Below are 22021 nucleotides of genomic sequence, written 5' to 3'. Positions count from 1 at the left end.
GCCGCCCCTGCCTGGAGCGGCGCCGCGGCGTTTGTGGTGGGCGATGACGGGTTCGAACCGCCGACCTTGTGCGTGTAAGGCACCTGCGCTAGCCGCTGCGCCAATCGCCCGAGTGGCACGAGTCTACCACGTCCGCAGACACGCCCGGTCGCAGGACGTATACTAGGCCCCATGGATACGACGACTCTTGCCTCGCTGGCCGAGCTGCTCCGCGCTCAGGGCCTGCTTGCAGGCACCTCAAACCTCACGGCCGAGACGGGCGCCACGCCCGTGACCGGCGCCGACTGCGACTCCCGCGTTGCCTGCGCGGGGCACGTCTTCGTGTGCAAGGGGGCGGCGTTCAGGCCCGCCTACCTCACGAGCGCGCTCGCGGCGGGCGCCGTGGCCTACCTCTGCGACGAGGGGCGGGCCGCCGAGCTCGCCGAGACCGCCCCGGGCGTGCCCGCGCTCGTGGCCACCGACCTGCGCCGGGCGATGGCGCTCGTCTCCGCCGAGGCCTGGGGCCACCCGGACCACGACGTCCGCGTGGCCGGCATCACGGGCACCAAGGGCAAGTCCACGGTCTCCTACATGCTGTGCGCCGCGCTCGACGGCGACGAGCCGGGCTCGGCCACGGGCGTCATCGGCTCCATCGAGACCTATGACGGCATGGAGCGCTTCGAGAGCCACAACACCACGCCGGAGTCCCCGGACCTCTGGCGCCACATCGCCCACGTGCGCGAAGCCGGCCTCCCCTTCCTGGACATGGAGGTCTCCAGCCAGGCGCTTAAGTACGACCGCGTGATGGGCCTCTCCCTGGAGGTGGCGTGCTTCCTGAACATCGGGCGCGACCACATCTCTCCCGTCGAGCACCCCAGCTTCGAGGACTACTTCGAGAGCAAGCTGCGCATCTTCGACCAGGCGCGCGTGGCCGTGGTGAACCTCGACTCCGACCACCTCGACGAGATCCTCGCGCGCGCCGCCCGCTGCGAGCGGGTGCTGCGCTTCTCCGCCTCCGGGGCCGAGGGCGCCGACGTGTGGGCCTCCGACGTCCGCTCCGACTTTGGCCACGTGAGCTTCACCGCGCACACGCCGAGCTGGGAGGGCGAGGTCACGCTCGCGATGCCGGGCCTCTTCAACGTCGACAACGCCCTGGCTACGATTGCCATCTGCGAGGTGCTCGGCGTGGACGCGGCGCAGGTGCGCGCGGGACTTGCGCGGGCGACGGCGCCGGGACGCATGGAGCTCATCGGCAAGCCGGGCGACCGTGTCGTGGCGCTCGTCGACTACGCGCACAACAAGCTCTCCTACCAGAGGTTCTTCTCGTCCGTGAGCAAGGAGTTCCCGGGGGCGCGCCTCATCGTGGTGATGGGCGCGCCAGGCGGCAAGGCCTACGAGCGGCGCACCGAGCTGCCGCAGGAGGCCGCCAAGTGGGCGGACCACCTCATCTACACCGAGGAGGACCCCGCGCACGAGCCCGTGGCGGAGATCTGCGCGCAGATGGCGGCAGCGACGCCCGAGGGCACGTCCTACGAGGTCATCTGCGACCGCGAGGAGGCCATCCACCGTGCCGCGCAGCTCGCCTTTGAGGGTGAGGGGCCGGCCGTGGTCTGCCTGCTTGCCAAGGGCGACGAGACCCGCCAGCACGTGGGCGACGATTTCGTTCCGTGCCGCACCGACGGCGAGGTGCTCCGCGAGGCCGTCGAGAAGTACCGCTAGGCAGCGGCGGGCGGTGGCCCGGGCGGTGCCTGGGCGCCCGCGTCCCGGCACCGTGCCCTGCCGTCGCGGCTAGATCAGCCCGAAGTGCTCCAGCCCGGTGACCACACCGTCGTCGGCGGCCGAGTCGGTCACGTAGTCGGCGCGCGCCTTGACGTTGGGCAGCGCGTTGCCCATGGCCACGAACGTCTCCACGTGGCCCGCCATCGAGAGGTCGTTCTCGGAGTCGCCGAAGGCGATGGTATCCGCGCGACCGTGGCCCAGCCGCGCAAGGGCCACGTCGATGGCGCTCCCCTTGTCAACGCCCCTGAGCGAGAACTCGTAGGTGTCGTACTGCAGGTCACAGACCGTGAAGTGGGGCTCGTAGAACGAGCGGAGACCCGCGAGCTGCTCCAGCGTGACCCCGCTCACGCAGAACTTGCAGTAGTGGTGCCGCGCGACCGAGCGCTCGACGCCCGCGAGGTCGTGCGCGAGCTCGGAGCCGGCAAAGGCCGCCGGGGCGCCGCTCGGGTGCACCTCGAGGTTGCAGTCCCCGCCCTCGAAGGCGATGTCGACCCCCGCGTCGATGAAGCGGCGCGCGGTCTCAAGCAGCAGGTCGTCCTCGATCGTGGCGTTGCGCACCACCTCGTCCCCCACGCGCACGTAGGCGCCGGCGCCCGCAATGAGGCCGTCGGGCTCCAGCGCCAGCAGGGTGTCCGAGATGAAGGGCAGGTGGCGGCCCGTGCAGATGAGCGTGCGGTGCCCGGCGGCGCGCATGCGGCGAAACGCCTCGTAGACGGCCTCGGTCGGGTGCGGCTCGGCAAAGACGGCGTCCGCTCCCTCCGTGCGCGCCTTGTCCATGTCGTGCCAGACCAGCGTGCCGTCGACGTCAAAAAAGGCAACCGCACCGTTCTTCTCGCCCATTCGCCCTCCCTGTGCAGCGTTTCCGTTGCGCCATTGTAGCCAACCCGGGTAAGCGCCGTGAAAGGCGTTGCGGCTTGGTGGGGACCGCAGCTGTGGCTTGAGGGGTGCACCCGGCGACGGCCCACCGCGCGTTGCGGCCTCGCGCTTGTGCTGCTGTGCTTAGAGAACGGTGGTCGTTGCGCAGCCGTGCGGGGACATCGCTTAGGGATTGGCAGCCGTTGCAGCTCCGAGGCTTCCGGGCGCTTTGAAATTGCAGGGTATTACGCCCCGCACCGTCCGCCCGGCGAGAAGAACCTCGCTCAACGGCACGTTTTTCGCCCCCGAAGCCGCAACGCGCCCGATTCTCTAAGCGGGTTGGCTGGCCGCACGGAAACGGTCGCCGTTCTCTAAGCAAGGTATGGGCGCCGGGCTGCAACAGTCCCCGTTTCGTAAGCAGCCGCGTCCGACAATCGCGCAACGGCCGCCGTTCTCTAAGCGGCACGGCACGGCGCCGCACGTCACAGCACGGAGCGGCGCCGCGCGGCCCGGCCCGCGCGCCCCCACCCGCCGCACGAAAGAGGGGCCGGGCCCGAAGGCCCGACCCCAGCGGTGCGAGATGTGCGCTCGGCCGAGCGCAACCCGGATGCCGGACTAGAAGTCCACGTCCACGTCGTTGTAGACGCACTCGAGGAGCTTCTCCATCTCCTCCTGCGTGGGCTGGCGCGGGTTGGAGCCAGTGCAGGCGTCGAGCAGCGCGTTGGCGGCAACCTCGGACTTCTTGGCCTCGAACTCGTCGTAGTCGATGATCGAGGTCTCGGACTTCACGCCGCCCTTGCCGTAGTTCTTGATGCCCTGCGGGATGTCCAGCTTGTCGTTGAGGTCGCGAATCTCCTGGACCAGCGAGGCAACGAGCTCGTCCTCGGTCTCGCCGGCGAGGTGCAGGATCTCCTTGGCGATGTAGGCGTAGCGGCTCTTGGCGCGGGCGTCCTTGGCGTTGAACTGGATGACCTTGCCGAGGTACATGGCGTTGGCACAGCCGTGGATGATGTGGTCGCCGGAGAAGGCGGCGCCGGTCTTGTGGGCCATGGAGTGCACGATGCCGAGCAGGCCGGAGGAGAAGGCGATGCCGGCGATGCACTGGGCCTCGTGCATGTGCTGACGGGCCTCGTGGTCACCGGTGTAGGACTTGGGCAGCCACTCGACGATCTCGCGGATGGCGTGGAGGGCGTTGCCGTCGGTGAACATGGAGCCGGCGGTGGAGACGTAGGCCTCGATGGCGTGGGTCAGCGCGTCCATGCCGGTGTGCGCACAGAGCTTCTGCGGCATGGTGTAGGTGAGCTCGGGGTCGACGATGGCCACGTCAGGCGTGATGTTGAAGTCGGCCAGCGGGTACTTGATGCCCTTCTCGTAGTCCGTGATGACGGAGAAGGCCGTGACCTCGGTGGCTGTGCCGGACGTGGAGGCGATGGCGCAGAAGTGGGCCTTCTGGCGCAGCTCCGGGAAGCCAAACGGCACCACGGCCTGCTCGAAGGTGAAGTCAGGGTACTCGTAGAAGAGCCACATGGCCTTGGCCGCGTCGATCGGCGAGCCACCGCCCAGGCCGATGATCCAGTCAGGCTGGAACTCCTGCATGGCCTTGGCGCCCTTCATGACGGTGTCGACCGACGGGTCGGACTCGACGCCCTCGTAGATGGAGACCTCGAAGCCAGCCTCCTTGAGGTCGGCCTCGATGTCCTGCAGGAAGCCGCCGCGGCGCATTGAGCCGCCGCCGGTGACGATGATGGCGCGAGAGCCCTTGAGGTTCTTGACCTCGTGGCGGGCGCCCTCGCCGAAGTACAGGTCACGCGGGTTGGTGAAACGTCCCATAACACTCCTCCAATTCCTTTGCCGTCGCCCCCGCGACGGAAGTCCAAACGGGGAGACTCCCCGTTTTCGCCATGTGAGAAGTACCGCTCCGGGCCGCTGGCGGCCTCGTTCCCGCCGCCGGCTCAGACGTCTCAAGTATAGCGAAACCAGTTGGCAACACTGTGCCTTTCCAAGGCGTCGGCAGACGGCGCAAGCGGCGCGGCGGACGGAAAGAAGCGCAGGTGAGAGGCATCGCCACAGGGCACGCCCAGGCGGCGAGAAGAACGGCGCGCCCCTCGCCGCCGGACGTGCCCCTCGCGGATCGTCCTCGCGCAACGCACTCCAAAACGCGCCCCCGCGCCGGTGCGCCGCCCCTCTGGGCCGGCGGTCCCCCACTCGGCTACCATAGAGGGACGAGAGGAGGGAAGATGGCACACGATCCAAAGCGAGAGGACTACGAGCGTCTGAGCCTGCGCTACGCGCTCGCGCTTGACACCAGCGACCCCTCGGCGGCCACGCACGCGTTCGCCACCTTTGGGCGACGCTTTGCGCAGGACCGCGACTCCCTGCCACAGTCGGACGCCGACCGCGCCTTCCACCTGGTGGCTCTTGCCACCGAGACCATCGACTACCGCCTCCCCCTCGCCTCCGAGGAGCAGGCCGAGGCCCTCGTCCGCCGCGGGCGCGACCTGCTTGAGGAGGCGCTCTCGCTCGACGAGCACTGCTTCGACGCCGTACGCATGCTCTCGGCATCTCGTCTGGCCTCCGTGGACGAGCGCTACCAGTTCCTCGCCTCGCGCGTCGACGAGGTGCGCGACGTCTGCGAGGAGGAGCGCGAGCGCGCGAGCGAGGCCCTCGGTGGCGAGCGGGCGGCCCTGGGCGCCCTGCTGTCCCTGCGGCCCTACTGGCGCTGGCTCGCCTCGATGGCCGAGGACGCCCTCATCTGCGGCCGCAACCACGACGCCATAGCCGCCGCCGAACGGCTGCTGGAATCTGATTCGCGCGATCTCTCCGACGTGCGCTTCACCTTGGCCTATGCGCTCGCCAAGCTCGAGGACGAGAGGGGCCTGGAGGAGCTCGCCCGACGCTACGAGACCATCTCGCCCATGCGCTCCGCCGACGACGCCTGGCTCATCCTCTCTCGCTGCGCCCTCGCCCACAAGCGCTGTGACTTTGCCGGCGCCCGAAACCAGCTGCGTCACCTGCTCGACGTCTATCCCGGCTGCGCCGGCATCCTCATCCGTCAGATTGAGCTGCCTGACGGCGAGTTTGCCCGCCTACGGGTACAGCCCTACGGCGAGGACGAGCTCATCCTGGCGGTGAGCGAGGGCATGGTCCTCCTCCAGGAGGGTAACGACCGGTCCGGACGCGGCGTCTTTGGCATGTGGGTCATGCGCGAGGCCGCGCGGCTCGACCCGGCGGCTGCCGCCGAGGCGGTTCGCGCCGCCGCGCGCGGGGAGGGGGCACGCCCGTGAACGCTTGGGACGAGCTCGTGGAGCGCTGCGCCCGACGGCGGCTCCGGAAGATAGGGCCACTCTCCGAGCAGGCCTACGCGGAGCTGGTGCTCGCCGTTCGCGAAAACCCCGCGTCGTTTGTGGACGCCGCGCCGGAGCAGGCCCTGCTCGTGCTGGCCCAGGCACTCGACGCCTACCGTGCGAGCCTTCGAGACGACGACCTGCTGGACGACGACGCATACCAGGCCGCGCGCGTCCGACGCCTCACCGCCCTGCGGGACGAGTGCGTCCGCGCCCGCGCCATCGACGAGGGCTGTCTCGACGCGCACCTGCTCGAGCTGCTCGCCACCGACCTTGACCCGGACCCGTTGCTCGCGGCCCTTCTCGAGACCCAGCGCGGCTTCGGGCTCGACGATGGGGACGCATCGGCCGCCAGCGCGGACACCCCGGGCGGCGACGCCTGGAACGACGTCTTCCAACGGCCGCACCTACGCCTGCGCGCCGCCGTGGCGCGCACCTGCCTGGACGGGGCACGCTTCAAGATGGCCGCCAAGGTGGCGACCTCCGTGATAGACGCCACCCCGTCGGACCCCCTCGGCGCGCGGCACACCTGCATGCTCGCCTACGCCCGACTGGAGGACGAGGCCGGGCTCGACGCCATCGACGCACGCCTGGGCCGCCGCGAGAGCTCGTGGTCCCACCTGGCGCGAACGCTGCTGCTCTACAAGCTGGACCGCCTGCCCGCCGCCCGGCGCGCCCTGCGCGGCTACTGCCAGCTCTGCGAGGGCGGCGCCTATGCCCTGCTGCGTCCCACCTACGTGGAGGTCTACCTGCCCGACCGCCCGGAGGCCACGCCCTGCAGCTTCGAGGAGTGCCTGCTCGCCGTACGCGAGGCCGAGCCGATCATCGCCGACGTGCCCGACTTCATCGGCTGGTGCCAGGGCTTTGACTGGCTCACCGAGGGCGCCCGGTCCTTTGCCGAGAAGAACGGCCTGGACTGGTAGGCACCCGGACGCCGGGCGCAAGGGGCGTTCCCCGAGGGAAGGGCCACCGTTGCGCCGCGTGCCCGGGCCGCGCGTCGTCGAGGCCGCCGTTTCGCTCCGCCGCAAGGCCACGCCCCGCCAAGGCCGCTGCACATGAAAAAGGCCCGGACCGCAGCCGCGGTCCGGGCCAAGCCATCGTGGTGCCCCCAACGGGAGTCGAACCCGTGTTACAGCCTTGAAAGGGCCGTGTCCTAGGCCACTAGACGATGGGGACGTAGGGAACGAGTATACCAGAGGCGCTGCGACGTCGCGCCAGCGCCAGGGGCGTCGATGGTAGGGGCGGTGGGACTCGAACCCACAATCCTTGCGGCCGAAGATTTTAAGTCTCCTGCGTATGCCAATTCCGCCACGCCCCCGTGCCCGACAACGAGAACATCCTAGCGCAACGGGCGCATCGACGGGCGCCAGCCCACCGGGGACTCCCTGCCGGCAAGCGTCGCCTCCGCGGCGATGGCCAGACCGAAGAGCAGGTCGGACTCGCTCGCCTGGAGCCGCTCGAAGCCCGTCTGCGCCATGAGCTCGGAGACCGCCACGGCCCCGCCCAGCATGACGGGCGCCCGTTTGGCCTGGAGGCCCGGCAGCTTGGCGCGTTCGTCCACGGTCATCCCGGCGAGAAGCGCCTCGAGCTCGCCGACGCGCTCGCGCGAGAGCGCGGCCAGGTGGACCTGCGAGGAATCGTAGGGCTCCAGCCGCTTGTCGATGGCAACAAGGCTCGTAACCGTGCCGCCACAGACAACGAGTGCCTCCGGCGCGGCCTCGCCGGCGCGCTCCGACCCGGCGGCCCAGAGGCCGCCCTCCTCCACCACGGGCGCGAACATCTCTGCAGCAAAGACATGCGCGGCCGCGAGGTCGTCCGCCGTGGGCAGCGGCGCGGCCGGGAGGAACTTCTCGGTCACGCGACGGCACCCCACGTCGACAGAGCGAACAAAGCCGAGGTCAAAGGATCCGTCCGTGCCCAGCGTGCCGCAGGCGAGCTCGGTTGAGCCGCCCCCGTTGTCCGCCACGAGGATGCGGCGGCCACGGAAGTCGCGCGCCACGCCGAGGAAGGTGAGCGCACCCTCCACGGTCCCGGGGATGATGAGCGGGTCAAGCCCCAGGGAGTCGAGCGCCGCGCCCAGCTCGCGCGAGTTCCTCGCGTCGCGCGCCGCGCTCGTGAGCGTGCAGCACACGGCCTGCGCCCCGGCCTCGCGCGCGGACTGCATGTAGCCGCGCACGCAGGCAAAGACGCGCTCCATCGCCTCCTGCCTGAGGAGGCCGGTGGAGTCCACCCCCTCGCCGAGGTTGCAGATCTCGGAGTGCTTGGCCAGGCGCAGCACCTGGCCGGCCTCCACGTCCGCCACGGCCAGACGCGCGGTCACCGTTCCGATGTCAATGCACGCAAGACGAGTCATCTCTGCCCCCTGTCGCTTCCGGCCTTCGCCCCTCCCGTCCCTGCCCCGCCTACTCTCCGTGGTACTGGAAGATGAAGTCGCCAACGGCAAGGTACCAAGGGGTCTCTTCGGAGGGGCCCGCGTCGTCTGCGGCATCGGAGTCGTCGCTCAGCCCCTTGACAACCACGCCCGTCTCGCCCTCGTCCACGTAGCCCCGGCGACGGGCCTCGTCCTTGATGCCCTCCTCGGTCATGAGGGCGCTGACGTCTCCCTGGAGCTCAGCCTGCTCGCTGCTCTGCTGGCTCTGCGTCTCCTGCAGGGAGGCGTTGCGGCGCCAGGCGCCGTAGCAGTCCTTTGCAGGGCCGTAGAGCGCCGCGACCACCACCAGCAGGACGACCGCCGCAATGAGCGGGACGCGAAACCGGGTGAGAAGTCCTCGTGGGTCTACGGGCAGCTTGGACAGCAGACTCCCGGACGTCGACTTGCGGGGTGCCCCCGAGCCACGACCGGCGCCACCCGTGCGCGCCGCGCGGCCAGACGGGGTCCTGCGAGAGGCAGGGCGGTGCGCGCCGCCGCGCGCCTCGGAGCGCCCCTGCCGACGGGACGTCGCAGCGCGCGACGCGGTCGTGACACGAGGCGCAGCCGCGGCGCGCGGTGCAGCCGCTGCAGAACGCGATACGTCCACAGCCCAAAGTCCTTCTCGCCGTGGGAGGGATGTGCTGCGCCCCCGAGCGGGGACGGGATGTATGAGGGTGCTTGTGCTCATGCCGGCTTCGATTCTGGTCCGTTTATGGCTGGGCGGACGCGCGACGGGGTGATGAACCCTCGCGACGCGTTGCCTCATTTATAGCAGACGGGTGCTCGCTCAGGCCGTGCGCGCGGCCTTCTCCTCCGCCTTCGCACGTCTCCAGAGCGCATCCCAGGCCTCGTCGGAGAGGCCCTCCAGCCTGACGCCCTGCTCGCGGGCGGCCTTCTCCATGAGCCCCCAGCGGCTCCTGAACTTGCGGTTGGCGGAGGCAAGTGCTTCCTCGGCGTCGATGCCCTCCCAGCGTGCCACCTGGACCAGCGAGAACAGCAGGTCGCCGAACTCCTCGGTGCGCTCCGGCGAGCCCGGCGCCTCCCGCTCGAACTCCGCGCGCTCCTCGGCCACCTTGTCCCAGACGCCCGCCTCGTCGGCCCACTCGAAGCCGGCCTTGGCCGCGCGCTTGGAGATCTTCTGGCACTGCATGAGCGCGGGGAGGCCACGCGGCACGGAGTCGAGCAGGCCCGGCTCCGCGTCGCCCTGTCCGGACGCGGCGCGCTCGGCCGCCTTGACCTCGTCCCAGATGTCGGTGACCTCGGCGCCGTCGGCGGCGGCCACGTGCTCGCCAAAGACGTGGGGGTGGCGCCGGACAAGCTTCTCGTTGAGGCCCGCCACCACGTCGTCGATGGTGAAGGCGCCCTCGTCGGCGGCGATCTGCGCGTGCAGGACCACCTGCTCGAGCACGTCGCCGAGCTCCTCCAGGAGGTGCGCCTGGTCGTCCGCCTCGATGGCGTCGACGGCCTCGTAGGCCTCCTCGATCATGTTGCGCGTGATGGAGCGATGCGTCTGCTCGCGGTCCCACGGGCAGCCATCCGGCTGGCGCAGGCGCCACATCGTGCGAACCAGACGGTCGAACTCCGGGTGGGTGGTCGGTGCACCGGGACGCTGGCTGGTCTCGGCGTCGACGCGGTCTGCGGCTTCGGACATGGCTGCTCCTCTCAGGTTCTTCTCGCCAGATTCTAGCGCGGCGGGCGCCGTGGTGCCTTGCTGGTCCGTCTGTTAGGAATCCGAGCAGATAGCGGCGAGGGCGGCTTGTTTGGTTAGAAATCCGGGCTCCTTACGTTGCCGCGGGCTTAACGTGTGCGAATTCCTAACCGCGCGAGCCTGGCATGCAACAACACGCCTCGGTTCTTAACGCGGCACATGGCGAGAAGAACGCGGCAGACGAGGCCGGGGCACCCTGCGCGCGTTTCGGCGGGGTTGTGCGTTTTGTGCGCCTAAACCACGGGGAGTGCGTGCGGCAACGCACACAGGTGCGGCAAATCAGGCGCAGCACACGCACAACCCCGGGAATTCAGGCGCAGCGCACATACGCGGCAAATCAGGCGCAGCACGCGCAACGCGGCGAGAAGAACCTCCGCCCCCTACTCCTCCGCCTCGTCGTCGCCGCCGATCTCCTCCAGCACGCCGAGGGCGGCCGGCATGACCTCCTCCTCGGAGCGATGGAACGGGTAGGCCAGCTTGTGCGTCTTGGCGTAGTAGATGCCGCCGCGCTCGCGCAGCTTGAGCGCCGTCTGCCGCGGGACCTCCAGCCCCTGGTAGGTGAGGCGCCCGGCGGCGAGGGAGACCGTCGTGCAGCCCAGGCGCTGCGCGCGGATGCGCAGGCGGGCGCGGTCGAAGAGGTTGCGCCCGGCCAGTGGCAGCGCGCCGTAGCGCTCCTCGCAGTCGCGCTGGACGGCGTCCACCTCGGCCAGGTCCACTGCCGCGGCAAGCTGGCGGTACACCAGCACGCGCTTGTCCACGTCCGGGAGGTACTCCTCGGCCAGGAAGAAGTCGGCCGGCAGGTTGATCGTGACCTCGGCCAGCTCCACGTCGCGCGTCTCGCCGCGCGCCTCGGACACGGCCTCGCCGAGCATCTGCGTGAAGAGGTCAAAGCCCACGCTGGAGAGGTTGCCGTGCTGCTCGGCGCCCATGAGCGAGCCCGCGCCGCGAATCTCCAGGTCGCGCATCGCGATCTTCATGCCGCTGCCCAGGTCCTGGTACTCGTTGATGGCCGTGAGGCGGTCGGTGGCCTCGGGCGTGAGGGGCTGCTCGGCCGGGAACATGAAGTAGGCGTAGGCCTGCGTGCGGCCGCGGCCCACGCGGCCCTTGAGCTGGTAGAGCTGCGCCAGGCCCAGGCGCTGCGAGTCCTCGATGATGAGCGTGTTGGTGCGCGGGTTATCGATGCCGCTCTCGATGATCGTCGTGGCCACCAGGACGTCGATCTCGTGCTCCTGGAAGCGCAGCATCACGTCCTCGACCTCGCGCGCGCTCATCTTGCCGTGAGCAACGCCCACGCGCGCCTCCGGGGCGGCCTCCATCACGCGCGCCACCGCGTCATCGATGGTGTGGACGCGGTTGGACACGTAGTAGACCTGCCCCTTGCGCGCCAGCTCGTCGCGGATGGCCGCGGAGACGAGGTCGGGGTCCCACTCCCCCACCGTCACCTTGACGGGTAGGCGGCCGGGCGGCGGCGTCATGATGAGGCTCATGTCGCGCACGCCGCTCATGGCCATCTGCATGGTGCGCGGGATGGGCGTGGCCGAGAGGGTCAGCACGTCGACCTGCTCGCGCATGTTCTTGAGCTGCTCCTTGTGCTGCACGCCAAAGCGCTGCTCCTCGTCGATCACAACGAGCCCCAGGTCATAGGGGTTGACGTCGGCGGAGAGCAGGCGGTGCGTGCCGATGAGCACGTCCACCGAGCCGTCCGCGAAGCCCTCGAGCGCGCGGCGCTGCTGGGCCGGCGTCACAAAGCGGGACAGCACCGACACCTTGAGGTCAAAGGGCGCAAACCGCGAGAAGAACGTCTCGAAGTGCTGCTGCGCCAGGATGGTCGTGGGGCAGAGCACCATGACCTGCTTGGCGTCCTGACAGCACTTGAACGCCGCGCGCAGGGCCACCTCCGTCTTGCCGAAGCCCACGTCGCCGCAGAGCAGGCGGTCCATCGGCCGGCGGGCCTCCATGTCGGCCTTGATGTCGGCGATGGCGCTGCGCTGGTCCGGCGTGAGCTCGTAGGGGAAGCTCGCCTCCATCTCCTGCTGGACGGGCGTGTCCGGGGAGAACGCGTAGCCCGGCACCGAGCTGCGGCGCGTGTAGAGGTCCACGAGGTCGAACGCGAGCTTCTTGGCGGACTTGCGCGCCTTGTTGGTGGCGCGGCTCCAGTCGGCGGTGTTGAGGCGCGTGAGGCGCGGGCTCGCGCCGTCGGGCCCCACGTAGCGGGTGATGCGGTCCACCTGCTCCAACGGCACGAAGAGTTTGTCGCCGCCGGCGTACTCCAGCAGGAAGTAGTCGCGCTCGCGCCCGGCCACCTCCTGGCGGACGATCTGCGAGAAGAGCGCGATGCCGTGCGTGGCGTGGACCACGTAGTCGCCGGGCTTGAACGGGAAGGTGACGCTCGTGGGGTCCACGCGGCGGGCTCGGCGGCGCGCCTTGGCCGTGCGGGCGGAGAGGTCCGAGACGGAGAGGACGGCCAGGCTCGCACCCGGAATCACGATGCCGGCCGGCACTGGCGCGTCGGTGAAGGTCACACGCCCGCGCTCAAGGGGCGGTACCTGCGGGTCGTTGTTCTCGGCAGCCGTGCCCAGGGACTCAAGGAAGGGCACGGCCTCGTCCGTAAGGCGCAGCTCCAGCGACTCGCGCGCGCCACGGTCCGGCACGGCGAAGATCACCGACGCGCGGTCCTTCACGAGCTGGCGCAGGCGCCCGAGCAGCTTGGAGTCGGAGCCCGCGATCCCCGGCTGGCGCACGGCGAGCTCGGCCGTGGCGGAGCCGGAGCCCGCGCGCAGCATGGACGAGAAGCTCAGGCGCTGCTGCGTGCCAAAGTCCAGCTCGCGCGGCGAGGTGTAGAGGCCCTCCAGCGGCACGCGGGCGGCGTTGGCCGCGGCGAGCACGTCGTCGGCGGCACGCATGCAGTCGTCGAAGAGGGCGCGCGGCTCGGCCAGCACCACGAGCGTCTGGGCGCTCAGGTGCTCGAGCGGCGAGGCGGTGCTCCCGTAGAGCTGCGGGAGGTAGCGTTCCAGCGAGGGCGCGGCCGCGCGCTGACGAATGAGCTCGAGGTCGGCGGCCACCTTGGAGCTGTCCTCGGCCGCGTGGTAGAGCGCGCGCTCGGCACGGGCCACGGTCTCGTCGGTGAGGGCGAGCTCGCGGCACGGGGAGACGGTGACCTCGGTGAGCTCGCCGATCGTCTGGCCCGTCGAGGGGACCATGCGGCGCACGCGGTCGATCTCGTCCCCGAAGAACTCCATGCGCACGGGGCTCGTGGCCTGCGCGGGCCACACGTCCACCGTGTCGCCGTGCACGTGGAAGGCGCCGGGGGCGTCCACCTCGCCGGCGTCGTTGTAGCCCATGCCCACGAGCAGCGCCGGCACGTCCTCAAACGGGACCTCCTCGCCCACGGCGAAGGTGCTCGAGGCAAAGTAGCCGCTGCCCTTGGGTGGCACGCGACGCAGCAGCGCGTGGGCAGAGGCCACGATCACGCAGCGCTCCCCCGCGGCAAGGCGCGTCACCGAGCGGCAGCGCGTGCCGATGACGGCGTCGTCCGGGGCGGTGTCGGCCCAGGGTCGGTCCCGCCGCTCCGGGTAGCGCCCCACCACGTCCTGGCCGAGCCAGGCCCCGATGGCGCGGGCGGTGCGGTCGGCCGCCTCCTCGCCGGAGACCACGAGCAGGCAGGGTCGCGGGTTGGCCGCCCACAGCGCCGCGAGCACGAGCGGACGGGCGGACTGGGCCACGGCGAGGCTTGCGTCGTGACCGGCCTCGAGCTCGCGCACGAGCGGCGCAAGCTCCGGGTCGGCGAGCAGCTGGCGAGAAACGCGGTCGATGAGCATAGGGGTCCTCTGCACAGACGGGCGCCGGCCCCGGCGGGCGGGGTCGGTGCGCTGCGGACGGTTCTTCTGCCCCATTGTACCCGCCACGGGGTGCGGCCACAGGTTCTTCTCGCCCGGTGCGGGGCAGGGGCGTTTCACGTTGCTGTTCTGTTGTCGGCGCGGCGTCGCCGTCCCGCCGCTGCCGCCACCGAGCTGCGGCCCCACCGCTGCTGTCGCTCTGCCGCTGTCGCCCCGCCGCCACCGAGCCGTCGCCGCCCCGCCCCGTTAGGAATCCGCGCATCTTAGCGCGCCCGGGGCCCGTCTCGTTAGGTTTCGCCGCACCTTTTGCCCTCCCGGCCCAAATACGCCCCGGTTCCTAACGGGCCCGCATGCGGCTGCACTAACACGCAGCGGTTCCTAACGGGTTCAGGGGCGGCCGCACTAACATGCCCCGGTTCCCAACGGGTTCGCGGCCGGCGGCACTGGCATGCCCCAATCCCTAACCCGCCCCGGCATACCGGCGAGAAAAACGGCAAGAAAGACCTCAGCCCAGCCCGTACGCCTCCACCGGCACGACGTCCCAGCCACCCTCCGCAGCGACCTCCTGCTCCGCAGCCCTTCTCGCCCGCTCGCGACCGTCCCAGTGGGTACCGTCGATGCACTCGAGCTCATGGTAGAGCTCCTGACGCAGCTGCCTGCGACGCTTCCGCTCCTCGGGCGCCAACCCCACGCGCGGGAGGTGGAGGTCGGCGCGGATGCGCTCAACGAGCCCGTCCATGTAGGCGAGGTCGCGGTACTGCTCGCGGCGAACCACGTATTCCCCAACCCCGATGGCCCTGAGCTCGTTGGTGCGCGCGGCGTCTTGCGCCAGCCGCTCAGGCGCGTCATGCCGACGCCCGTGATACTCGAGGGCCACCACCTGGCCGTCCCGGCCCCCGATCACGATGTCGGGACGGCGCACGCCGCAGGTCATGGCGCGGTCAATCCGTTGCACCTCAACCGAGGAGTTGAGGGACAGCACGTTGAGGTGCCAGCCGCCGAGGGCCGGCTTGAGCGAGAGGCGCAGCGTGAGCTTTGTCTCGCGCGGAGAGCCGGAGCGCACGGGCGTCAGGGCCAGCGCGCGCCTCACCTGGGCCGTGCCGCGGACGGGGCCCAGGGCGTCAAGGTGCGCGCCCACGTTCTCCGGCGTTGCGAGCGGGACGTCGCGCTGCACCATGCCGTCCTCGGTGGTTGGTTCGATGGCGTAGAGCCCCATCAGCTCCGCAAGCAGAGCCACGAGCTCGAGCTTGGTGAGGCGCGGTGCCATCTGCACCGCAAGCTGCTCGGGCGAGGTGCACCAAACGTCGTCGGAGAGTCGCAGCAGCGCCCCGGGCGGCAGCGACGTCGTCTGCTGGTGAGTGGTGACCGTCGAGGTCCGAGCGTGGCCCCGCGCACCTGTTGTAAGCAGGTCGACCGGCCCCTCAAGGCCGCGAAGGGCCGGGTCACTCCCAAGGCGTTCCGTGAGCTCGGCATGCGTTGGTGCGACGTCGGGCACCGGCGGGGCATCCGACTCCGAAGCGTCGAGCAGAGCGGAGGTCCCTTGTCGACGCAGCGCCTCGAGCGCGCTGAGGTGTGACAGCAGCATAACCATGCAATGAGGGTACGCTTTTCCCACGTATGATGGTGTGAGAAATTAAAATAGTTAGTCAGGAAACAAGCGGCTTTCTTACGCCAAGCTTCCGGACGGCCTGCGACGAGGATCGCACGGCGTCGCGACCCGGCTGTTCGCAGGTTCTTCTCGCCGTTCTCCTCGCCGGGAGAACTGGGTGGTGTCGGGGCGGGTTAGAAGCCGGGGCACGTTAGCGCGGCCGGCCGCGAACCCGTTAGGAACCGGGACATGTTAGTGCGGCCGCCCCCTGAGTCCGTTAGGAACCGCTGCATGTTAGTGCAGCCGCCTGCGGGCCCGTTAGGAACCGGGGCGTATTTGGGCCGGGAGGGCAAAATGTGCGGCGGAACCTAACGCAACGGGACGCGCCCGCGCTAAGATGCGCGGATTCCTAACGGGGCGACGGGAAGGTGGTGACGGTGAGGCGGCGGAAGGGGGTGGCGGCGAGGCGACGGGAAGGTGGTGACGGCGAGGCGGCGGAAGGGGGTGGCGGCAACGGGCGAGACGGCAGCAGCGTCAGGGCGGCAACGAGGCAGCAAACGCCAACCCAACACAGCACCGCGCGCCGGGCGAGAAGAGCCTCGACCCGGCGCGCGGCGCAGAACGGTACGGAACCAGAACTGCTACCCCAAAATCCTCCCGCTGGCCTCGGCGAGGTCGGCGAGACGGGCGCTGGCCGCCGCGACGGCCTCGTCGTCGGCGCGCCAGGACCAGTTGCCCTCGGCCACGCCGGGCACGTTCATGCGCGCCTCGTCGTCCAGCAGCAGCACGTCCTGCAGCGGCAGGATCGCCACGTCGGCGTCGGAGGCGAGCACGCGCCGGCAGATGCCGTCGGCCATCTCGCGCGCGTCGTCCTCCTCGAGGCAGTAGCGGCTCTCGCAGAAGCCCACCAGCGTCTGGTTGTCGTGCGTGCCGGTGTAGGCCACGGTCCCCGGATGCGGCACGTAGGTCTCCCGCACGTCCGTCTCCGCGAACTGCGCCACGTCCATGCCGGGAAATCCCGTCGCCGTGACCAGCGCACGGACGGCCGGCGTGACGGCGCCCAGGTCCTCGGCGATGAACGGCAGCTCGCCAAACTGGCGCTGGGCCGTCCTGAAGAGGTCGATCCCCGGTCCGAAGGCGTAGGTGCCCTCCGTGGCCGGCTTGCCCGCCGGGATGGCATAGTAGGACGAGAACCCGATAAAGTGGTCCAGGCGCACGTAGTCGTAGAGCGCGAGCGCGCGGCTGAACCGGCGCATCCACCAGCCGTAGCCCTGCTCGCGCAGGATGTCCCAGCGATAGGTAGGGTTGCCCCAGAGCTGGCCCTCCGGCGCAAAGGCGTCCGCGGGCGCGCCGGCCTGACGGCGCGGGTAGCCGTCCTCGTCGAGGTCGAAGATGTCCGGCTCGCTCCAGACGTCGGCCGAGTCCGCCGAGACGTACATCGGCATGTCGCCGATGATCCGCACGCCGTGCGCGTGGGCGTACCTGAGCAGGTCCTCCCACTCAAGCTGGAACTTGTACTGCATGCGGCGGTGCGCCTCGACGGACTTGCGCAGCTTCGGGTCCTTGGCCAGGCGCGGCGAGTAGGTGCGGTAGGGCTCCGGCCACTCCTGCCAGGGCTCGTCGTCGCCCAGGAGCTCCTTGCAGGCGCGGAAGGTGGCGTAGGGCGTCAGCCAGTAGTCGTTCTCCCGACAGAACTCGAGGTAGTCCTCGTCGTTGCCGATCTTCTCCAGGGAGGCCAGCGCGGCCGGCGCCGGCAGCTCCAGGAGGCCGACGTTGCCCGCGAAGGCGGAGAGCCCCGCGTAGGGGGAGCCGTAGCGGTCCGGCGGGTTCACCGGGAGCACCTGCCAGTACTTCTGCCCCGCGGCGGCGAGCCAGTCCACGAAGCGGCGCGCCGGGGCGCCGAGCGTGCCGGCCTTCCCGCCGTTGGGCACGGAGGTGACGTGGCAGAGCACGCCCATGCCGCGCTCGGGGGCCATCTGGAGGCGCTGTTCGTCGTGGAAGTGCAGCACCGCCGTGCCGAGTGGCCAGAGGAAGACCTCGGCCTGGCCGTGGCTTATGCGCGGGACCTTGCCCGAGATGACGTCGGTGACCTGGCTTGCGCCCACGGGCACCTTGACGTCGTGGGCGTTCTCCAGGCTGCCGTTGGCGAGCACGCACACGCTCTCGCCGTCGCCGCGGCGCCAGAAGCCGAAGACGTCCTCGCCGGACGAGAAGGGCTCGAACTCGCCGTCCACCAGCACCGGCAGCGTCTTGCGCAGGGCGATCGCGTTGCGGTAGATGGACGTGCAGTCCTGCAGCCCCCCGTCCCACGGGAAGCTCGCACGGTTGTACGGGTCACGGAAGCCCTCGACGCCGCGCTCGTCGCCGTAGTAGACGCACGGCACGCCGGGCAGCGTCATCTGCAGCAGCGCCATCACCCACAGGCGTGCCTTGGCAAGGCCCACGTGGTTGTCGTCAAGCCGGAAGCTCGCGCGCTCCTCCTCGGGCAGCGAGTCCGGGTCCGGAGCGCCGCCGAGCACCGTGAAGAGGCGCTCGCGGTCGTGGCTGCCCAGCAGGTTGAGCGCCGAGTAGAAGTTGTCGCGCGGGTAGTTCTCGCGCAGCTGCTCAAGGCGCGCCGCGAGCTCGGAGGCTCCGATGTCGCCGCGTATGAAGGCGAGAAGCCCGGTGCGCAGCGGGTAGTTCATCGTGCCGTCGAGCTCCTTGCCCTCGAAGTACTGGCGCAGCTTGCCGTAGGCGAGCTTGTTGGAGGCGTCCTCCCAGACCTCGCCGATGAGCACGCCGTCGGGCTTCTCGGTGACGAGAGCCTGCTTGATCTGGACAATGAAGTCGTCGGTCAGCTCGTCGGCCACGTCGAGGCGCCAGCCCCGGGCGCCGGAGCGCAGCCAGTGGCGGATCACGCCTGCGCGCCCGCAGATGAGCTCGTGGAACTCGTCGCAGTCGGAGCGCACACTGGGGAGGTTCTGGTCCCCCCACCAGCCGGCGTAGGTGCCGTCGTCGTTGAAGGTGAACCAATTGAAGTACGGGGACTTCTCGCCCTGGTAGGCCCCCGGCTCCGCGTAGGTACCGAAGCGGTTGAAGTAGCGCGAGTCGGCGCCCACGTGGTTGAAGACGCCGTCAAGGATCACCGAGATGCCGTGCTCGGCCGCGTCCACGCAGAGCTCGCGGAAGCTCCGCTCGTCGCCGAGCATCGGGTCGATGCGCAGGTAGTCGGCCGTGTCGTAGCGGTGGTTGCTCGCCGCCTCGAAGACGGGGTTCAGGTAGAGCACCGTCACGCCAAGGTCCTCGAGGTAGCCGAGCTTCTCGCGGATGCCCTCGAGCGTGCCGCCGTAGAAGTCCCAGTGGTCGATGCCGCCCTCCGGCGTGCGCGCGTAGGTGGGCGGGGTGTCCCAGTCCTGGAGCACCTCGCGGCCGGGGCCGCCCTTGCGCTTGATCGCCATCGAGTCGGCGGCGCGGCGCTCCCAGTCCTCCCCGCGCGCAAAGCGGTCGGGGAAGATCTGGTAGACGATGCCCTCGCGGTACCACCGCGGCTGGTTTGCCCGTGGCGAGAAGACCGTGATCTGGAACGACGGCGGGTCGCCGTAGGCAAAGGTGCCCTCGCCGGTGGTCCACCCCTCCTTGGCGCCGTAGCGCCACACCGAGCCGTCGCGCGCCTCGATGTCGAAGCTGTACCAGACCACGCCCGTCTCGGCCGGCTTGTAGTTCGCCGAGAAGCGCAGGCAGTCGCCGTTGCGGCTGCCGCGCATCTCGATGAGTTCCTCGCCGTGGGCGTCGGTCCAGACGCGCAGCGTGCAGAAGACGACGTCATCTCCCCACACGTCGATGCTCAGCGAAACGGTGCCGCCCAGCTGGACGGCACCGAAGGGGGTTCTGTACTCGGACTCTGAAGTGACGTGTCGTGCCCTCAAATGCTACCTGTCTCTCCGCTTGTTGTACCGAATGATCTCCGGGTGAAGACCATGATAGATGTCCATGTAGTCGTTTGCGGCGCGACGCCAGCTGAAATCCGTCTCCATGGCCTGGAGCTGGAGCTGGAGCCAGGCGTCGGCGTCCGTCCAGAAGACCTCGCACGCGCCGAGGAGGGCGTCGGCCATCTCGTCGGCGTTCATGTTGGCAAACGAGAAGCCCGTGCCCTCGTCGGTGTACTTGTTGTACGGGACGACGGAGTCGCGCAGGCCGCCCGTCTCGCGCACCACGGGCAGGGTGCCGTAGCGCATGGCGATCATCTGGGAGAGGCCGCAGGGCTCGAACTCGGACGGCATGAGGAGGAGGTCGCCGCCGGCGTACATGCGGTGCGAGAGCGCGTTGTCAAACGCGATGCGCGCGCACATCATGTCGCCGTACTTGGCGTCGAAGTAGCGGAAGGCGTCCTCGTGGTCCTTGTCGCCGGTGCCGAGGATGGCAACCTGGACGCCGCGCTGCATGAGGCGGTCCATCGAGTAGCGCACCAGGCCGAGGCCCTTCTGGTCCGTCAGGCGGCCGATGGAGACCACGAGCGGGCGCGTGGGGTCCTGGCGCAGGCCGAGCTCGGCCTGGAGGGCGCGCTTGCACTCGGCCTTGTTGGCAAGGTCGGTCGGCGAGTAGTTGGCCGCGATCATCGGGTCGGTGGCAGGGTTCCAGATGGTCTGGTCGATGCCGTTCAGGATGCCGCTCAGGCTGTCGCAGCGACGGCGGAAGATGTCGTCGAGGCCCTCGCCGTAGAAGGGCATCTGCAGCTCGTAGGCGTAGCTCGGGCTCACCGTGGTGAGGTAGTCCGCGTAGCAGAGCGCGCCCTTCATGAAGTTGATCGAGTTGGCGTCACAGTAGAGCTGGTCGCGCGCCGCGGGGACGTTGGCCAGGCCCAGCACCTCCTCGAGCATGCGGTCGCTGTACTGGCCCTGGAACTTCACGTTGTGCACGGTGAAGACGGTCTTGACGTTGTTGCACTGCGGGACCTCGCGGTAGAACTCGCGCAGGAACACGCAGCAGAGCGCCGTCTGCCAGTCGTTGCAGTGGAGCACGTCGCACTCGAGCTCCGGCACCCTGGCGATGGCCTCGCAGATGGCCTTGGAGAAGAAGGCGAAGCGCTCGCCGTCGTCAAAGTAGCCGTAGAGGCCGTCACGCTTGAAGTAGGCCTCGTTGTCGATGAAGTAGAAGTCCAGGTCCTGCAGGGTGAGCTTCTCGATGCCGCAGTACTCGTTGCGCCAGGCAAGCGGCACGTAGAAGTCCGCGACGTGCTTCATCTGGTCACGGTACTCCTGCGGGATGGTTGCGTACTTCGGCATGATCACGGCGGCGCGTGCGCCGGCGTGCTTGAGCGCGCGGGGGAGCGAGCCGGCGACGTCCCCCAGGCCGCCCGTCTTGGCAAACGGGACGGCCTCGGAGGACGCGAAGAGCACCCTCAACTTCCTGCGCTTGGCGTTCGTTGGCACGGTGACTCTCCCTCTTTGCTTACTCGTGGGCCTTTTCCTTGATGAGGACGTCCTCGGGCGTGCCGCGCAGCTCGGTGCCGGCGGGCACCACGTTGCCGCGGTCGACGATGGCGTTCTCAACGCGGGCGCCGCTCTTGACGACGCAGCCCTGCATCACGATGGAGTTGCGCACGGTGGCGCCGGCCTCGACGATGACGTTGCGGCCGAGGATGGAGTCGTTCACGCTGCCGTAGATGCGGTCGCCGGAGGCGACGGCGGAGTTGCAGACGTGGCTGCCGACCTCGAACTTGGCGGGCGGCGTGTCGTGCGTCTTGGTCTTGATGGAGCGGTCGGCCGTGAAGAGCTCGGCGGTGATGTGCGGGTCGAGCAGGTCCATGTTGGCGCGGTAGTAGGCGCGCTTGTTGAAGATCGGCGCCACGTAGCCGTCGAAGTTGTAGGCCTGCACGTTGACGCGGCCGAAGTCACCGGCCATGGCCTCGAAGAGGTCGAGGTAGTCGGTCGGGGCGTACCAGTCGAACATGTCCAGCAGCAGCTGGCGGTTGATGACGAAGCAGTCCAGGAACATCGTGTCGCCGAAGGCGGTGCCGTGGTGGACGCCCTGGACGCGGCCATCGACCACGTCGAACGCCGTGACGTCCGGATCCTTCTCGGCGGCCGTCTTGGTGAGGACGGTGATGTCGGCGCCGGAGGCCTTGTGGGCGTCGTAGACCTGGTTGAGGTCGACGTTGTAGACGAAGTTGGCCGTGGAGCAGATCACGGCGTCGGCCGTGGAGCGCGTGAAGTAGGCCTTGTTGTGCACGAGGTCGCGCAGCAGGAAGCGCGCGCCGGTGCGGGAGGTGCCAAAGGCGGAGCCGGGCAGGATGAACAGGCCGCCGTTCTTACGGTCGAGGTCCCAGTCCTTGCCGGAGCCCACGTGGTCGATGATCGAGCGGTAGTTGTACGGCATGACCATGCCCACAGTGCGGATGCCGCAGTTGACGAGATTGGACAGGGCAAAGTCAACGAGACGGTAGCGCCCGAAGTACGGCAGCGAGGCCACCGGGCGGTTCTCGGTGAGTGCACTGGACTCCTTGGCGGAGTAGTTGCAGGTAATCAGGCCAATGACCTTCTCCAT

13 protein-coding genes and 3 tRNA genes are annotated in these 22021 nt (G+C 69.5%); 3 read left to right on the top strand and 13 right to left on the bottom strand.

Annotation, left to right across the window (positions count from 1 at the left end; genetic code table 11):
- Positions 1-34 precede the first annotated feature (34 nt).
- Positions 35-110 (bottom strand) — tRNA-Val (locus H9X80_RS07550).
- Between the two features lie 61 nt (positions 111-171).
- Here H9X80_RS07550 and H9X80_RS07545 point away from each other — a divergent pair.
- Positions 172-1698 carry a Mur ligase family protein gene (locus tag H9X80_RS07545; protein WP_204793734.1) on the top strand — a complete coding sequence of 509 codons (1527 nt, stop codon included), beginning with the start codon at positions 172-174 and terminating at the stop codon, positions 1696-1698.
- A 69-nt stretch (positions 1699-1767) separates the two neighbouring features.
- Here the strand turns inward: H9X80_RS07545 and H9X80_RS07540 are convergent, their stop codons facing one another.
- Positions 1768-2598, bottom strand: coding sequence for an HAD family hydrolase (locus tag H9X80_RS07540; protein ID WP_204793733.1), 831 nt, complete (start codon positions 2596-2598; stop codon positions 1768-1770).
- A 630-nt stretch (positions 2599-3228) separates the two neighbouring features.
- Positions 3229-4443 carry an iron-containing alcohol dehydrogenase gene (locus H9X80_RS07535; protein WP_204793732.1) on the bottom strand — a complete coding sequence of 405 codons (1215 nt, stop codon included), beginning with the start codon at positions 4441-4443 and terminating at the stop codon, positions 3229-3231.
- Between the two features lie 407 nt (positions 4444-4850).
- Here H9X80_RS07535 and H9X80_RS07530 point away from each other — a divergent pair, with 407 nt between their 5' ends.
- Together H9X80_RS07530 and H9X80_RS07525 are read left to right on the top strand one after the other, a co-directional pair.
- On the top strand, positions 4851-5897 hold the full coding sequence (locus H9X80_RS07530) for a response regulator receiver protein (protein ID WP_204793731.1): 1047 nt from the start codon (positions 4851-4853) through the stop codon (positions 5895-5897).
- Positions 5894-6880: a hypothetical protein gene (locus tag H9X80_RS07525; RefSeq protein ID WP_204793730.1), complete on the top strand. Its 987-nt coding sequence runs from the start codon at positions 5894-5896 to the stop codon at positions 6878-6880. Before H9X80_RS07530 ends, H9X80_RS07525 begins: the two co-directional genes overlap by 4 nt.
- A 177-nt stretch (positions 6881-7057) precedes the next feature.
- On the opposite strand, the gene H9X80_RS07520 is transcribed toward H9X80_RS07525, so the two are convergent.
- The 10 genes from H9X80_RS07520 to glgD all read right to left on the bottom strand — a co-directional run bounded on the left by H9X80_RS07520 (position 7058) and on the right by glgD (position 22021).
- Positions 7058-7133, bottom strand: a tRNA-Glu gene (locus H9X80_RS07520).
- A 57-nt stretch (positions 7134-7190) separates the two neighbouring features.
- Positions 7191-7275 (bottom strand) — tRNA-Leu (locus H9X80_RS07515).
- 21 nt (positions 7276-7296) lie between these two features.
- Positions 7297-8310 (bottom strand): phosphatase, encoded by a 1014-nt coding sequence (locus tag H9X80_RS07510; RefSeq protein ID WP_204793729.1) that lies wholly within the window; start codon positions 8308-8310, stop codon positions 7297-7299.
- Between the two features lie 49 nt (positions 8311-8359).
- On the bottom strand, positions 8360-8674 hold the full coding sequence (locus H9X80_RS07505; RefSeq protein WP_204793728.1) for a hypothetical protein: 315 nt from the start codon (positions 8672-8674) through the stop codon (positions 8360-8362).
- A 480-nt stretch (positions 8675-9154) separates the two neighbouring features.
- Positions 9155-10018: a nucleoside triphosphate pyrophosphohydrolase gene (mazG, locus tag H9X80_RS07500; RefSeq protein ID WP_204793727.1), complete on the bottom strand. Its 864-nt coding sequence runs from the start codon at positions 10016-10018 to the stop codon at positions 9155-9157.
- A gap of 437 nt (positions 10019-10455) precedes the next feature.
- Positions 10456-13893, bottom strand: a complete 3438-nt coding sequence (gene mfd, locus H9X80_RS07495) for a transcription-repair coupling factor (RefSeq protein ID WP_204793726.1) — start codon at positions 13891-13893, stop codon at positions 10456-10458.
- Between the two features lie 523 nt (positions 13894-14416).
- Positions 14417-15496, bottom strand: a complete 1080-nt coding sequence (locus tag H9X80_RS07490; protein ID WP_204793725.1) for a hypothetical protein — start codon at positions 15494-15496, stop codon at positions 14417-14419.
- A 644-nt stretch (positions 15497-16140) separates the two neighbouring features.
- Complete coding sequence (locus H9X80_RS07485) at positions 16141-19404, bottom strand: 4-alpha-glucanotransferase (protein ID WP_204793724.1); 3264 nt, start codon at positions 19402-19404, stop codon at positions 16141-16143.
- A gap of 3 nt (positions 19405-19407) precedes the next feature.
- The gene (glgA, locus tag H9X80_RS07480) at positions 19408-20907 is read right to left on the bottom strand and encodes a glycogen synthase GlgA (protein ID WP_204793723.1); all 1500 of its coding nucleotides are present in this window, start codon (positions 20905-20907) and stop codon (positions 19408-19410) included.
- Between the two features lie 19 nt (positions 20908-20926).
- A complete protein-coding gene (gene glgD, locus H9X80_RS07475; protein ID WP_204793722.1) occupies positions 20927-22021 on the bottom strand; it encodes a glucose-1-phosphate adenylyltransferase subunit GlgD in 1095 nt (364 codons plus the stop codon).

Source organism: Olsenella profusa, from assembly GCF_016900315.1.
In the GTDB taxonomy this organism is placed as follows: domain Bacteria; phylum Actinomycetota; class Coriobacteriia; order Coriobacteriales; family Atopobiaceae; genus Thermophilibacter; species Thermophilibacter profusus_A.
The sequence above is the reverse complement of the archived record's forward strand: the minus strand, read 5'-3'. Positions and strand labels throughout refer to the sequence as shown.